This window comes from Sphingopyxis fribergensis, from assembly GCF_000803645.1.
In the GTDB taxonomy this organism is placed as follows: Bacteria; Pseudomonadota; Alphaproteobacteria; order Sphingomonadales; family Sphingomonadaceae; genus Sphingopyxis; species Sphingopyxis fribergensis.
In genome coordinates this window covers 1,263,032-1,278,130 of sequence record NZ_CP009122.1, presented here as the reverse complement: position 1 = coordinate 1,278,130, position 15,099 = coordinate 1,263,032, and the positions used below count along the sequence as shown (strand labels likewise).

The 15,099-nt window shown below is 63.8% G+C and carries 13 protein-coding genes; 5 read left to right on the top strand and 8 right to left on the bottom strand.

Annotation, left to right across the window (positions count from 1 at the left end; genetic code table 11):
- Nucleotides 1-4: 4 nt before the first annotated feature.
- From SKP52_RS05955 to SKP52_RS05935, 5 genes are read right to left on the bottom strand one after another with little or no spacing between them, the layout of a single operon-like run.
- Nucleotides 5-925: an NAD(P)-dependent oxidoreductase gene (locus SKP52_RS05955; protein WP_039572800.1), complete on the bottom strand. Its 921-nt coding sequence runs from the start codon at nt 923-925 to the stop codon at nt 5-7.
- A complete protein-coding gene (eno, locus tag SKP52_RS05950) occupies nt 922-2,220 on the bottom strand; it encodes a phosphopyruvate hydratase (RefSeq protein ID WP_039572797.1) in 1,299 nt (432 codons plus the stop codon). The genes SKP52_RS05955 and eno overlap by 4 nt, the downstream gene beginning before the upstream one ends.
- Complete coding sequence (locus SKP52_RS05945; protein ID WP_228383843.1) at nt 2,217-3,197, bottom strand: phosphotransferase family protein; 981 nt, start codon at nt 3,195-3,197, stop codon at nt 2,217-2,219. Before SKP52_RS05945 ends, eno begins: the two co-directional genes overlap by 4 nt.
- 1 nt (nt 3,198) lies before the next feature.
- A complete protein-coding gene (locus SKP52_RS05940; protein WP_228383842.1) occupies nt 3,199-4,329 on the bottom strand; it encodes an alpha/beta hydrolase family protein in 1,131 nt (376 codons plus the stop codon).
- A gap of 23 nt (nt 4,330-4,352) precedes the next feature.
- Nucleotides 4,353-5,987 carry a long-chain-fatty-acid--CoA ligase gene (locus SKP52_RS05935; RefSeq protein WP_039572790.1) on the bottom strand — a complete coding sequence of 545 codons (1,635 nt, stop codon included), beginning with the start codon at nt 5,985-5,987 and terminating at the stop codon, nt 4,353-4,355.
- Nucleotides 5,988-6,134: 147 nt separating this feature from the next.
- Between SKP52_RS05935 and SKP52_RS05930 the strand changes: the two genes are divergently transcribed.
- Nucleotides 6,135-6,593, top strand: coding sequence for a MarR family winged helix-turn-helix transcriptional regulator (locus SKP52_RS05930; protein WP_039572788.1), 459 nt, complete (start codon nt 6,135-6,137; stop codon nt 6,591-6,593).
- Here the strand turns inward: SKP52_RS05930 and SKP52_RS05925 are convergent.
- Nucleotides 6,590-7,165 (bottom strand): NADPH-dependent FMN reductase, encoded by a 576-nt coding sequence (locus tag SKP52_RS05925; RefSeq protein ID WP_039572785.1) that lies wholly within the window; start codon nt 7,163-7,165, stop codon nt 6,590-6,592. The genes SKP52_RS05930 and SKP52_RS05925 overlap by 4 nt on opposite strands.
- Nucleotides 7,166-7,231: 66 nt before the next feature.
- The gene (locus SKP52_RS05920; protein WP_039572783.1) at nt 7,232-7,738 is read right to left on the bottom strand and encodes a MarR family winged helix-turn-helix transcriptional regulator; all 507 of its coding nucleotides are present in this window, start codon (nt 7,736-7,738) and stop codon (nt 7,232-7,234) included.
- A gap of 190 nt (nt 7,739-7,928) precedes the next feature.
- On the opposite strand from SKP52_RS05920, the gene leuD reads away from it, so the two are divergent.
- Nucleotides 7,929-8,513, top strand: coding sequence for a 3-isopropylmalate dehydratase small subunit (gene leuD, locus SKP52_RS05915; RefSeq protein ID WP_039572781.1), 585 nt, complete (start codon nt 7,929-7,931; stop codon nt 8,511-8,513).
- On the opposite strand, the gene leuC is transcribed toward leuD, so the two are convergent.
- Complete coding sequence (gene leuC, locus SKP52_RS05910; RefSeq protein WP_039572778.1) at nt 8,510-9,922, bottom strand: 3-isopropylmalate dehydratase large subunit; 1,413 nt, start codon at nt 9,920-9,922, stop codon at nt 8,510-8,512. The two genes, leuD and leuC, sit on opposite strands and share 4 nt — an antisense overlap.
- A 269-nt stretch (nt 9,923-10,191) precedes the next feature.
- On the opposite strand from leuC, the gene SKP52_RS05905 reads away from it, so the two are divergent.
- The 3 genes from SKP52_RS05905 (at nt 10,192) to SKP52_RS05895 (ending at nt 15,081) form a co-directional block, all read left to right on the top strand.
- Complete coding sequence (locus tag SKP52_RS05905) at nt 10,192-12,549, top strand: bifunctional diguanylate cyclase/phosphodiesterase (protein ID WP_052207893.1); 2,358 nt, start codon at nt 10,192-10,194, stop codon at nt 12,547-12,549.
- A gap of 126 nt (nt 12,550-12,675) precedes the next feature.
- On the top strand, nt 12,676-13,212 hold the full coding sequence (locus SKP52_RS05900; RefSeq protein WP_039572775.1) for an RNA polymerase sigma factor: 537 nt from the start codon (nt 12,676-12,678) through the stop codon (nt 13,210-13,212).
- Nucleotides 13,213-13,320: 108 nt separating this feature from the next.
- Complete coding sequence (locus SKP52_RS05895) at nt 13,321-15,081, top strand: vWA domain-containing protein (protein WP_081997224.1); 1,761 nt, start codon at nt 13,321-13,323, stop codon at nt 15,079-15,081.
- The last annotated feature ends 18 nt before the right edge of the window (nt 15,082-15,099 follow it).

The following is a 15,099-nucleotide window of genomic DNA, read 5'->3' as shown; positions in this document are numbered from 1 at the left end:
GACATTAGACCACCTGATGAAGAAGGGTTTCCCCCGCCACCAGACGGCGGCAATTTTCATGCGCAACCGTCAGGCTGCGCACCAGCGTTTCGGGCGTCAGCCACGCGATATGCGGCGCGAGGACGACGCCCGGCAGGCCGAGCAACGGATTGCCGCGCGGCAGAGGTTCTTCTGCGAAGACATCGAGCCCGGCACCGCGCAGATGGCCCGAGGTCAATGCCGCAACGAGTTGCGCCTGATCGACGAGTTCGCCCCTCGCGGTGTTCACCAGCACGGCGCCCTTCTTCATCGCGAACGGATCGACGCTAGCGCGGGTCTCATCGGTGAGCGGGATATGCAGCGAAACGATATCGGCTTCGGCGATCAAATCATTGAATGGCCGATATTCATAGGGGCCATCGCGGCGATTGCGCGCGGTATAGACGACCTTCGCCCCGAGCGCCGCGAGCACCGGCGCAAGCAGTTGCGCCGAATTGCCGAACCCTACGAGTCCCACGGTCCGCCCCCCGATCTCCCCGACGCTGTCGAGTTCGGACGGATCGGCGGTCCATCCTTCGCCCGCCCGCGTGCGCGCGTCGAAGAAGCAGGTACGGCGCAGCGCCGCCATCATCAGCGCCAGCGCCATTTCGGCGACCGCCTGGCTGTTCGTGCCCGGCATGTTGCAGACGGCAACGCCGTGGTCGCGAGCGGCATCGAGCGCGATGGTGTTCACACCGACGCCGAGTTTCTGGATCAGCTTCAATTTCGGCGCCGAGGCGATGAATTCAGGCGTGACCGGAGTGAGGACATGAAGCAGCGCGGTGATCTCTGCCGTCACGTCATCGAGGGGGGCAGCCTCGTCGACATGTACGACAACGCCGGGGCCGAACACCGCATCGACCGCCTCACGGAAACCGGGGCTCGGGCGGGCGTGGAGCGCGATCATGCGTGCACGGCCCCTATCGATCCCGCAAAGGCCGAGAAGCCCGCGAACACGGCGTCGCCGCCCATCGCTTCTTCGATCCGCAGCATCTCATTCCACTTCGCCATGCGTTCGGACCGCGTGAAGCTGCCCACCTTCAACTGCCCAGCGTTCCAGCCCGTCGCGAGGTGCGCGATAGTGACATCCTCGCTCTCGCCCGAGCGCGCCGAGACGATGGCGCCCCAGCCGCGTGCGACCGCGGCGTCGAGTGAGGCCTTCGCTTCGGTGACGGTGCCGACTTGATTGACCTTGATCAGCGCGGCATTGCACACCCCGGCATCGCCCGCTCGTTCGACCCTCGCGGCGTTGGTGACGAGGACATCGTCGCCGATGATCTGGACGTGCTCGCCGATCGCGGCAGTCACCGCCGCCATCGTCGTCCAGTCGTCCTGCCCTGCCGGATCCTCGACCGACAGGATCGGATAAGCCCTGGTCCATTCGATAATGCGCGCCGCCATTTCCTCGCCCGACAGCCGCCGGTCGTCGAGCGCGAGATGATAGCCATCGGCATCGCCCAGCTCGTTCGCGGCGATATCCAGCGAGATGAAGACATCCTCGCCCGCGCGGTGCCCGCTCGCCTCAATCGCCTTCGTCAGCGTATCCAGCGCATCCTCGTTCGACGCGAAATTCGGCCACCAGCCGCCTTCGTCGGCGACCCCCGACAGTGGCCCCTTCGCTTCCATCAGCCTGCCCGCAGCGCGATAGACATCGTCGGTGATCTCGAGCGCGCGGCGGAAGCTTCCCGCCTTCGGGCACATGATCATGAAATCCTGTACATCGGTGCGCCGCCCGGCATGCGCGCCGCCACCGAAAATCTGGATTTCGGGGAGCGGAATGTGGACTTTTTGACCGTTGGCGAGATAGCGCCAGAGCGGCTCACGCGCATCGGACGCCGCCACATGCAGAACCGCCATCGACACCGCAACCACGGCATTGGCGCCCAGCCGCCCCTTGTTCAGCGTCCCGTCGAGCGCGCAGAGCGCGGCGTCGACTGTCGCCTGTTCGCGTGCATCCATGCCCGCGACCGCCCCCGCGATCTCGGCGCCGATCCCCGCGACCGCACGATTGACGCCAAAGCCGCCGAACGCCCACCCGCCGTCGCGCAGGTCGATCGCCTCATGCGCCCCGCGCGAGGCGCCTGCAGGCGCGATGGCGCGGCCGACGGCGCCCGATTCGAGTACGACCTCGGCCTCGACGGTGGGCCGGCCGCGCGAATCCCATATCTGGCGGCCGGTGACGGAGGCGATACGCGAAGTCATGTAAGGGTCCTTTTCCAGTTGGTCACCAGCGCGTCGAGTGGCTGCGACGCAAGGATCAGTTCGCGCGCCTGGTCGCACACAAAGCGCTTATGTTCGGGATCGGTCAGATAGGGCGCGGGCGACTTGCCCTCGACCCGGGCGAGCAGCAGCGCCGCGGTCAGCTTGCCGGCGCGGAGCAGCAGTCCGCCGGCGTCTTCCCAGTCGATCCCCGCCCGATACGCATCGACGAGCGCCGTCGCGGCTTGCGTCAATCGCGCATCGTCCAGCCACACCGCCTTGATCAACAAATGCGTCGTGCAGAAAGAGAGATCGAACGCTGGATCGCCGTAAGCGGCGCACTCTGCGTCAAGGAACACGGGCCCGTCGGGGCCGACAAGGATATTCTTGGGGCTGACGTCGCCGTGGACGAGCGCGATCTTGCGCGACACCAGATCGTCGGCGAGCGCGATCAGGGCCGACGCCAAGACGGCGTCATGCCGCGCAACATAAAGCAGAAAAGGATCGACGCGCAGCGCGCGGAACATCTCGTCGTTAGGGAAGGCAGCGCGGTCGGTTTCGCTATGCGCGGTCGCGGCATGAACCGCAGCGATGCCCTGCCCCACCTGTGTAGCAAAGTCGATGTCGACGCGGCCCGCCATCAGCTCGTCCTTCCAGACCGGGCAGCCGGGTAGGAAGCGCATCGCGAAAGCATGACCCGTTGGCAGTTCGGCCAACACCTCGGGCGCGAGGCGGGGGTCGACGCCGCGTGCGCGGCGGAGCCAGCGGACCTCGCTGACTCCGCGCTCGACCGGAGCCAGCCATTCAGCGGCGACACGCAGTCGCGGCAGCGGACGCTTGACGACGATCGGGCCCAACGGCGTCTCGACCTTCCAGACGTCGCATGACACGCCGCCGGTTAGCGGTTCAAGGACGACATCGCCCTCGCCCACCAGCCGGGCGGCCCGCAATTCTGCGACTATGTCGGCGTCGGCCGTCACGCTAGAGCTTCTCCCGTATCCAAGCGCCAACAAGATCGGCGGCATTCTGGCGCTCTTCAATCGAATCCTCGAAATAATGCGCGCCGGGGATCAGTTCGATCTTTTTGTCGGTCGAGCCGAGAAAGTCGAAAATCTTGCGCGCATCGCTTGGGAAGACGCCCGTATCGGCCAGCCCCTGCACGACTAGTGCAGGGGTATCGTGCTTCGCGAGATGCGGTTGGCCCTGGCACGGCGAGGTTTCGAGGCTCCACATATTGAGCCACGTCTTGATCGTATTGGCGCGGCCGATACTCGGGGTGCGGTTCGCGGTCGCGGGGTCGCCGCGATAGCACCAGTTGGGCTTGCGGTCCGACGGGTCGATCGCCGGATCGACGCAGCGGATATCGCCCCAGCAACGAAACATCGGAAAGATGCGGTCGGGGATGCCCGCATCGTTCAGACGCTTGAGCTCGGCCTTTGCCCAGTCGGTGATGCGCTGGTTGCGGGCGCGCTGCGCGGCGCGATATTTTGTGATGAAGGCGTCCGAATAGGGCGGCCCATTGTCGAGGTTGAACGGATCGAGTTCGGGATCGGCCAGCGTCGGGTCATTCTCGTCGATCACCGACGCGTCCATCCAGTCGGTCAGCACTTCGGGACGCCCCTGATGCGCGTTGAAGCTGATGTAGAGATCACCCTTGATCATCTGTGCCAGCGCATCCTGACCCACCGCCGGCAGTCGGTCGGTCAGCGTCGGCGCGATCGCCTCGGCCTGATAAGCACCCATCAGCGACCCGCCGCCCGAATTGCCAAGGATGACGATCTGCTCTACCCCGGCCTCTTCTTTCAGCCATTTCATGCCGACGCCGATATCGAGCACCGCATGTTCGAGCAGGAACTGATCTTCGAACCCGCGATAGCGCGTGTTCCAGCCAAGGAAACCAAAGCCCTGCCGCGCGAAATAGGGGGCGATATAATGTTCGGAGAAATCGACATTATAGTGGGTCGCAATGATCGCGATCTTCGGACGCTTGCCGCTTTCCGTCCAGTAGATGCCCTGACACGGGTGCCCGCCCGCCTGAATGCGCGGCGCCGTCGGCGACCCACGCCCGATAAATTGCGCGCCCAGTCCCTCGATCCCGTTCGGGTCCATCATTGTCTCTCCTGTTTTCGTTGGTATCAGCGTGTGGCGTCGAAGGGCAATTCATACCCCTCTAGCCCCGCGCGAATGGCTTTCTTGTCGATCTTTCCCGTTGGGCCGAGCGGGATTTCTTCGACGAAGAGCACATCGTCGGGCATCCACCATTTTGCGATTTTGCCCTCAAGATAGGATTTGAGATCGTCGGCGCAGGCGCTCGCCCCTGCATTGAGCTGGCACAGCAGGATCGGCCGTTCGTCCCATTTCGGGTGCGCGACACCGACGACGGCGGCATTGGCGACCGCATCGTGCCCCATCGCGATATTCTCGATCTCGATCGAGCTGATCCACTCGCCGCCCGACTTTACCACGTCCTTGGCGCGGTCGGTGATCTGCATATAGCCTTCGGCATCGATCGTACTGACGTCGCCGGTGTCGAAAAACCCCTCACTGTCGAGCACCTCGCCGCCCTCGCCGCCATAATAAGCACCCGCGATCGTCGGCCCCTTCACCATCAGCCGTCCCGGCGTCTTGCCGTCATGCGGCAGGCGATTGCCGGAATCGTCGACCAGCTTCATTTCGAGCCCGCAGAGCAGCCGGCCTTGCTTCAGCTTATAGGCCATCTGCTCGGCATCGGACTTCGCAGCAACCGACGCATTGGGCACCGACACGGTGCCGAGCGGCGAGGTTTCGGTCATGCCCCAGCCCTGGATGACGTCGACGCTATAATCATCGCGGAAGGTGCGAATGATCGATTCGGGGCACGCCGATCCGCCGATCGTCACGCGCTCCAATGTCGTGAAGCGTTTGCTGTTTTCCTGCATATATTGCAGCAACATTTGCCACACGGTTGGCACGGCGGCGGAATAGGTGACGCCCTCCTGCTCGATCAGATTATAGATGGATTCGCCGTCCATCCGCTGCCCCGGCAGCACCAGCTTCGCGCCGACCGCGGGCGCCGAATAGACGACGCCCCACGCGTTGGCGTGATACATCGGCACGACAAGCAGCACCGTGTCGCGCGCCGAAAGTGCAAGCGCGTCCCGCTGCAGCGTCATCAGCGCGTGGATGTAATTGGAGCGATGCGAATAGAGCACCCCCTTGGGATTGCCCGTGGTGCCGCTGGTGTAGCAAAGCCCGCAGGCGGCATTTTCTTCGAAGGCGCCCCAGTGATATTCCGCCGACTGTCCCGCGATCCAGTCGTCAAAGGCGACCGCCTCAAAGCTCGTCTGCGGCAATGAAGCGCGATCGCAGAAAAAGATCACCTTTTCGATCGACGGCACTTGCGGCAACAGTTCCTCGACGAGGTCGGCGATCGCCGGGTCGGCAATTAACAGCCGGTCGCCGGCATGGTTCGCGATATAGGCAATCTGTTCGAGGAACAGCCGCGGGTTGAGTGTGTGGAGCACCGCCCCCATCCCCGCGGCTCCATACCAGGCCGCGAGGTGCCGCGCGCCGTTCCACGCCATCGTCGCGACGCGGTCGCCGGGCTTGATTCCTTCCGCGGCGAGCGCGTTCGACACGCGCTTTGCGTCGGCGTGGACATCGGCATAGGTCGACCGCGCGACGCGCCCCTCGGCATCGCGCGACACGATCTCGCGCGCGCCGTGCCAGTTGGCGGCATGATCGATGATCCGGTCGACCGTCAGCGGCACATTCTGCATCAACCCGTCCATGCGGCCCTCTCTCCATTCTCGTTGCAATAGATAGTATACTAAGCATTTTGCCTTTGCAACGCCGCTCTGCCTTGCTTCGCCCGTCTCGCTCTTCTAGCGTGGCGCCGTCGGCACTCCGCGGGCACCAGGGGCAAATCAAAGCGTCATATGCGCACGAATCAGCTTATCATCGCCCTTTTCCAGCGTTTCTGCTGGCTCGACGAAGGGCTGCAGGCGCGGCTCCACGATCATGGCTGGCCCGACGTCAACCGTCCGCAATCGATGGTGATGACCAATATCGTCAGCGGCATCGTGCGCCCGTCGGACATCGCCCGCAACCTCGGCGTCTCGCGGCAGGCGATCCACAGCACGATCAACCAGATGGTGAAGCTCGGCATCGTGCAGTTGGAGGTCGACCCCGCCGACCGCCGCCACATGATCGTCTCGCTGACCGATCTCGGCGCCCGTATGCGCAAGGATGCACAGCGTTCGATGGACGCGCTCACCACGCAAATCGCCGCGGTGCTCGGGCAGGACAAGTTCGATGCACTGCTTGCCGCGCTCGAGGCCGACTGGGGCGACAATATCGTCCGCGACGTCCCGGCGCCACGGCGGCGCGGCGCTTAAGCCGTCAGCGCCTTTGCGACGGCGATCAACCGTCCGGCCGTCATCTCGACGAGCGACGCCGGCAGCGCCTCCTTCAAACTGCCATCCTCGGCAAACGCCGCGTGCGCGTTCGGCACCACGACCTGTTCGGGGATCACCAGCATCTGGATCGTCGACAAGATCTGGCGCAAGTGCATCAGCCCGCGTAGCCCGCCGAAGGGGCTGATCGATGCCGACATGATCGCCGCCGGCTTGCCGCGATAGGCGGTGAGCGCGACAAGACTCTCGTCGCCGGTCGGGCGCGATGCCCAGTCGATCGCGTTCTTGAGCAGGGGCGAAAGCGAGCCATTATACTCGGGCGAGACGAACAGCAGCCCGTCCTGTGCGGCGAACAGCGCCTTGAGCTTCAAAGCATCGGGCGGAAATGCATTCGCCTCCAGCGCCGCCGAATAGAGCGGTAGATCGAACGCCGCGAGGTCGACCCGCGTCACGTTCGCGCCTCGAGATTCGAGGCGGCCCGCGGCGAGCTCGCCCAGTGCGCGGTTGAACGATCCCTCGCGCGTGCTGCCCACGATAACGGCGATGCTGGTCATATTCCCTCCGGGCAATATAGTTAGAATACTAACCTATTGTTCGGATGATCGGCAAATTGCAAGCGATCAAGCCTTGATGTCGGACAGCACCGCCAGCTTGCGCGTCTCATCGCCGAGATTGTCGATGACGCGGCGCATCAGCCCCTGCAGCACCTCGACCTCCTCGTCGGTCATGCCCTTGGTCGCGATCTCGTGAATCTCGGCATTCATCGGCGCAAGGATCAGTTCGAGCTTCTTGGCGTGCGGAGTCAGGTGGATGAAGGTCTTACGGCGGTCGTCGGTCGTTTTCTTGCGCGTGATCAGTCCGGCCTTTTCGAGTCCCTTCAGTGCGACTACCGTCGTAGGCTCGCGCATCCCGACGCGTTCGCTGAGTTCGCGCTGGGTGATCCCATCTTCGCGCCACAGCTGGCGGAGGAACCGCCACTGTCCCGCCGACACATCATGCGTCAGCGTGCGGCGCTCGAGCAGCCGCGAAAAGGATCGGAAGACGACGCGCGCCAGATAACCGATGCTGTTTTCAGGATCGGTGTAATATTCGGCGGGATGCCGGTAATCCTGTGATTTCTTTGCCAAATCCTGTTCCCCTGTCGCGGTCCCCGGCGTCGGGCGCCGACCTGCGCAAGTGCGAACCTTAGGACGCGAAGATTCGCGCGGCAACTATCTTCATCGCCATCTTGCATCGCGGCGTCATCCCAACCCCGCGATTATGTTGGACAAGATCGATCCCCATATTTACTTAGAATACTAAGTTAATGGAGGCAGTGTGCAGAAATTTGTTCGAATCAATGCAGTCGCGGTTCCGCTGCCGCTCGCCAATGTCGACACAGACATGATCATCCCGGCGCAATATATGAAGGCACTCACTCGGACGGGGCTGGGAAAACATCTGTTTCAAGAGCTGCGCTTTGCCGAGGATGGCAGCGAACGCAGCGATTTCATCCTCAATGGTCCCGTTTGCCGCAACGCCCAAGTCCTGATCGCCGACCGCAATTTCGGTTGCGGCTCGTCGCGCGAGCATGCTGTGTGGGCGCTGACCGACTTCGGTATCCGCTGCGTCATCGCACCGAGTTTCGGCGACATATTTTCCGCTAATGCACGCAAGAACAGCCTGCTACTGATCCGCTTGCCGGACGAAATATGCGCGCGCCTGCGTGACGAGATCGCTCTCGCGCAATATGGGCCGATCGAAGTCGACCTCGAAGCCCGAAAAATCCTCCTCGCTTCGGGCGAGGCGATCGATTTCGACATCAATGCTGGCGATCGCCGCATCCTGATGGAAGGTCTCGACGATATCGGCCGCACGCTGCGCCACGCCGACGCGATCGCACGATTCGAAGCAGCACTCTAACCCGGCATTTCGGGGGCCGCGATGCAGCCCGCAATCGCACTCGCCGCAGCCAGCGCGGGGCTCATCAGGTGGGTCCGTCCACCGCGCCCCTGCCTGTTTTCGAAATTGCGGTTCGACGTCGCGGCGCAGCGTTCGCCGGGCTGCAGCCGGTCGGCGTTCATGCCGACGCACATCGAGCAGCCGGGTTCGCGCCAGTCGAAACCCGCATCGCGCAGCACGCGGTCGATCCCCTCTTCCTCGGCCTGTCTTTTCACCAGCCCCGATCCCGGAACGACCATCGCCCGAACGTGCGGTGCCACGCGGCGGCCGCGCACGACCTCCACAACCACGCGCAGGTCTTCGATCCGGCTATTCGTGCAGCTGCCGATGAACACGCGGTCGAGCCGCAGCCCGGCGACAGGCGTGCCGGGCACCAAGTCCATATAGGCCAGCGCGCGTCCGGCAACCATGCGCGCATCGACGTCCGTCAGCGCCGCCGGATCGGGGATATATCCATCGATCGCGACGACTTGCGAAGGGTTGGTACCCCAGCTTACCATCGGCTGGACGTCGCGTGCGTCGACCCAAAACTCACGGTCGAATACCGCTTCGTCGTCACTCCCCAGCGCCTGCCAGCGCGCGGTCGCCGTGTCCCAATCAGGTCCCGTCGGCACCGCGGGCCGCCCCTCCAGATAGGCAAATGTCGTCGTATCAGGCGCGACCAGTCCTGCGCGCGCGCCCATCTCGATGCTGAGGTTGCACAATGTCATCCGCGCCTCCATCGACAGCGCGCGGACGGCTTCGCCGGCATATTCGATGACATGCCCTGCCGCCCCGTCGACACCGACCACGCCGAGCAGGTGTAGCGCGAGATCCTTTGCATGGACGTGCGGTGCTAGCAGCCCGTCGACGGTAACGCGCATGTTGAGCGACCGGCGCTGGCGGATCGTCTGCGTCGCAAGCGTATGCTCGACCTCCGACGTGCCGATCCCGAACGCGAGCGCCCCAAAAGCGCCGTGCGTCGACGTGTGGCTGTCACCGCAGACGATCGTCATCCCCGGCTGCGATCGTCCCTGCTCGGGGCCGACCACATGGACGATGCCACCACGCGGATCGCCCATCGGGAAATTTTCGATCCCGAAGCGCCGCGTATTGCTGACCAGCGCCTCGAGTTGCGCGCGCGCCTCGGCGTCGGCGACGCCGGCGGGCCCCTGTGCCTGACCGACGGTCGGCACATTATGATCGGATAACGCCAGCGCCCGCTCGGGGCGCCGCACCGGCCGCCCCGCAGCGATCATCCCGGCAAACGCCTGCGGCGAGGTCACCTCGTGGAGCAAATGCAGGTCGATATAAAGCAAAGTCTCGCCATCATCCTCCGCGACCGCATGCGCGTCCCAGATTTTGTCGTAAAGCGTGCGCAGGCGCCCCATGGTTATCCCGCGCAAATCCTGGCCCTCCACGCCAAATCTCCAAACTCGATCATCGCTTGCCTCGAACGCCGAACGCGCGCCAATATACTTAGATATCTAAGTTGTTATCGTGAAGAAATGGGTGGAGCAAGGATTTTTGGAATTTATGCCACCCTCTTCCGCCTTCGCGGTGGCCCCGTCACCCGCCCCCCGACCAAGCTGCGGCCGCGCAATAAGGCAATCTTTAGAATTGAGAGGCAAAAGAGCGACGGGGACCAGGGAGAGCATGCATGTTCAGCGTCCTCGAGTGCGTCGTCTATCAGCACGATCTGCGATTTGTTCTGATTGCCGCACTCGTATGTATCCTAGGAAACATCAGCCTTTTCGTCGTTCTCAATCGCTCGACTCACTGTGTCGATGCCCGTCGGCGCCACTGGCTCGTCGTCGCGGCGATTGCCGAGGGCGTCGGGGTGTGGGCGACGCATTTTGTCGCGATGCTCGCTTATCGCGGATCGATGCCGATCCGCTTCGACGTCGGCCTGACCATTTTGTCGGTCGCAATCGCGATCGGCTTTTTCTGGGGCAGCTTCCGATTGCTCGGCAAAGCGCCAAGCGCGGCGCGCTGCGCGATCGCGGCGGCTGGTGCGGCGATCGGCGTCGCGGCGATGCATTTCACCGGCATGGCGTCAATCATTGCGCCAGCGCGCGTGTCCTATGACTGGGCTCCGATCTTCATCTCGGTGCTGCTGTCGGGGCTGTGCTTTTTTGCCGCCTTCCTGGCATTCGCAAGAACGAGGGGCTGGGCGAAGGTCGCGCTGCCCGCAGGGTTCGCCCTTCTCGCCATCGTCGTGATGCATTTCACCGCGATGTCGGCCACGATTCTCCTCCCCGATCCGACGCGCGGCGGTGCATTGGGCGTGGGAAGCAGCCGCGACTGGCTCGTCCCGGCGATCGTGATTGCCAATTTGGCGCTGGTGGCGCTGGCGCTCACCGGCTCGCTCGTCGACCGCTGGCTCACCGACGCGCACGGCCTTGCCGATGCTACGCTCGAGGCGCTCGCGATCACGTATGACGGGCGAATCATCGAAGTGAACACTCGGCTTTGCACCATGCTGGGCGTCAGCAGCGGCGCGATCGTCGGCAGCACGCCGTCCGACTGGTTCGTCGCCAGCGACGGCAGCGCGTTCGAAGCGCCCGAAGGCCATTCGGCCGAGGCGGGCATCCGAGGCAGCACCGATGACGACCATATTTTGGAGGTCGCGACCCAGACGATCGAATATCGCGGCCGAAGCTGTCAGGTGCTGGCGATCCGCGACCTGTCCGACCGGAAACGCGCGCAGCGGGCGATCGAGCATCTGGCGTCGCACGACGCGCTGACCGACCTGTCGAACCGCGCGCACTTTGGCCGGGCACTCGACGCGGCGATCGATGCGAAGAAGCCCTTTGCCCTGCTTGCGCTCGACCTAGACCGGTTCAAGGCGGTGAACGACATATTCGGCCATGGCGCGGGCGACGAAATCTTGCGCCGCATTGCCGACATTCTCCGGTCTGTGGTGCGCGCCGACGACGTCATCGCGCGCATCGGCGGCGACGAATTCCTCGTTATCCAGACCGGCGTTTCGGGACCGGACGACGCCCGCAAACTTTCGGCACGCATCCTCGATACGCTGGCGATCGAAATGGACGTCGCGCGCGACCCGATGGCGGTCGGGGTCAGCATCGGCGTCGCGCTGTTCCCACAGGATGGAACCAATGCGGAGGTGCTACAGCGCAATGCCGATACGGCGCTTTATCGCGCCAAGAACAACGGCAAGGGCAACGCTGCCTTCTTCGACCAGGAAATGGACGAGCTGGCGCAGGAGCGCCGCGCGCTCGAACATGACCTGCGGCACGCAATCGCCCGCGGCGAGCTTTATGTCGTGTACCAGCCGCTCGTCGCGACTGCCTTCGCTTCGGTCATCGGGTATGAAGCCTTGCTCCGCTGGAACCACCCCGAGCGGGGCGAGATCGCGCCCGACGATTTCATTCCGGTTGCCGAGGAAATCGGCGCCATCGTTCCGATCGGCGAGTGGGTGCTCCGCGAGGCCTGCCGCGCCGCGGCGAGCTGGCCCAAGAATGTCTCGGTCGCGGTCAACGTGTCGACGATCCAGTTCCAGGTGCCGAACCTGCCGGCGGTGGTTCGCGACGCGCTGTCGCAATCGGGGCTGGAGGCGCATCGGCTCGAACTTGAAATCACCGAAACCGCCTTTCTCCGCAACCGGCACAGCGCGCTGAAGGCGCTCCACGAAATCCGCGCGCTCGGGGTGCGGATCGCGATGGACGATTTCGGCACGGGCTATTCGTCGCTGAGCAATCTCAAGGCTTTCCCGTTCGACAAGATCAAGATCGACAAGAGCTTCGTCGCCTCGATTTCGGACGACGAGGCGGCGCGATCGATCGTGCGCGCGATCATCGGGCTCGGCCGCAGTTTCAACATGCCGATCGTCGCCGAAGGGGTCGAAACGCAGGAACAGCGCCAGATGCTCCTCGACGAGGGCTGTCCGCAGGCGCAAGGTTATTATTTCGGACGGCCCGCGGCCGATCCCTTTCAAGCCGAAGAATGGTCGCTCGGCTCGCCCCACCTCGACAAGCGCGACGCCGAAGCCTAGCCGCGCAGCGCCAAAGTCAGCGATGGCCTTCGCGCGGCGAATGAGGCACAACCCGCCCCGATGGCAGGATGCGGGGGATCAACTGGGCCGGTGGAGGGCCTTCTGTCCGCCGACGGATCCTGACGCATGGCCGAGGCCGAAGACGCGGATATTCTCGCTGCGGCCATCGCCGGGGACCGCGACGCTTTCGAAGCCCTGCTGCGGCGCCACTATGATCGCATCCATGGCCTCGCGTGGCAGCTCACCGGATCGCGCGCCGACGCCGACGATATCGCGCAGGACGTATGCTGCATTCTCGCGGAAAAGCTCCCCGCCTTTCGCGGCGACGCCAAATTCACGACTTGGCTGTGCAGCATCGTCTATAATGCCTGCCGCGATTTTCACCGGCGGCGGTCGGCGCTGACCCGCTTCACCGGGCGGCTCAGTATCATGGTCGGGCTGACGCGAGGGCCCGATGGACGCGACCTTTACGACGCGCTGTGGATCGAAAGCGCGATCGCCCAGCTGAAACCCGACCTTCGCGATACCGCAGTGCTGATTGCCCGACAGCAGCTGACCCACGCCGAAGCCGCGCAAATCCTCGGGGTCGCTGAAGCCACGGTGTCATGGCGGATGCACGAGATTCGGCGCCAGCTCGCGGCAAATTCGGGAGCCGACGATTGATCGCCAAGCTTCTGATAATTTTTCGACACACCACCAAGGATTTCCCGCGCCGGGGCGTCCCAGGGACATGCGGGCGATTGTGCGCCGCTGTTGCCAGGGAGACATAGCATGTCCCGTTTCTATCTGACGCTTACCGCAGGACTGTCGATCACGCTGATCACCGCCTGCTCGCAATCGAACGAACCCGATATTGCGTCCCCGTCGTCCGAAGCCTCCGCGCACAGGGCCGAGCTTGAGGAGGGTGCGTCGGCAATCGTCGTCACCGGCCGAAAGGTGAGCGCACCCTCAATGGACAGCGCAATGCCGATTTCGGTGATCAGTTCCGAGCAGATCGCGGCGCCACCGCCGCCTCCACAAAGCCGGCAGGTTGTCGTAACCGGCACAGCCATTCGCGCCCCGCATCCCGACAGGATGATGCCCTATTATCAGGATTTCGGCCGCGATAAATTCACCTCGACGCAGGAAAATTCGTTCAAGATCGCTCAAAACGAGCCCGTTTCCACCTTTTCGATCGACGTCGACACCGCCTCCTATTCCTTTGTTCGCGCGTCGCTGAACAACAATGCCCTGCCACAACCGGCGGCGGTGCGGACCGAGGAATTGATCAATTATTTTCCCTATGACTATGCGGCGCCGCGCAGCGCGCAACAGCCGTTCACCTCGAATGTCGCGGTCTTTCCCAGTCCGTTCACGGCGGGCCGCAAGCTCGTCCGCATCGGGATCAAGGGCTATGCGATCGAACGCGCGACGCGGCCGCGCGCGAACCTCGTCTTCCTGATCGACACCTCGGGATCGATGAACGCGCCGAACAAGCTGCCGCTTGTCAAGAAATCGCTCGGCCTGCTGCTCGACCAGCTGGGCCCCAACGACCGCGTGGCGATCGTGACCTATGCCGGCAATGCGGGCACCGCGCTCGAACCGACGCCGGCGAGCCAGAGGGACAAAATCCGTGCGGTGATCGACCAACTCGGCGCGGGCGGGAGCACTGCGGGCGCCGAAGGCATCCGCCAGGCCTATGCGCTGGCCGAGCGCAATATCGACCCGAACGGCGTCAATCGCGTCGTCCTCGCCACCGACGGCGACTTCAATGTCGGCATCACCGACCAGAACGAGCTCAAAGGCTATATCGAGCGCGAGCGCGGCAAAGGTATTTTCCTGTCGGTGCTCGGCTTCGGCATGGGCAATTATAACGACGCGTTGATGCAGACGCTCGCCCAGAATGGCAATGGTGCCGCCGCCTATATCGACACGCTGGGCGAAGCGCGCAAAACACTGGTCGACGAGGCGACCTCGACCCTATTTCCGATCGCGAAGGACGTGAAGATCCAGGTCGAGTTCAACCCGGCGACCGTCGCCGAATATCGGCTTATCGGTTACGAAACGCGGATGCTGAACCGCGACGATTTCGACAATGACAAGGTCGATGCGGGCGATGTGGGTTCGGGGCAAACGGTGACTGCGATATACGAAATCGTCCCCGTTGGTGGGCCGCGCACGATGGGCGACTTGCGCTACAGCAACCCCGCGCCGCGCGCTGTTGCAGCAGGGGCGAGCGAATATGGCTTTTTGAAAATCCGGTACAAACTGCCGAAATCGGACCGCAGCCAGCTCATCTCGACGCCGATCGATCGCCGCGTCGAATTCGCCCGCTTCGCCGACGCGCCGCAGGATGCGCGCTTTGCGACCGGGGTGGCGGCGTTCGCCGAACTGCTCCGCGGCGGAAAATATAGCGGATCGATGACCTATGACGATGTGCTCCAGATCGTCGGCGCATCGCGCGGTACCGACGATTTCGGATATCGCATGGAACTGACGCAGATGGTCCGCGCCGCCAAGACGGCCGGATCGATGGCGAAGCTGGAGCGTTAAGCATGGTGCGGCGGCGTA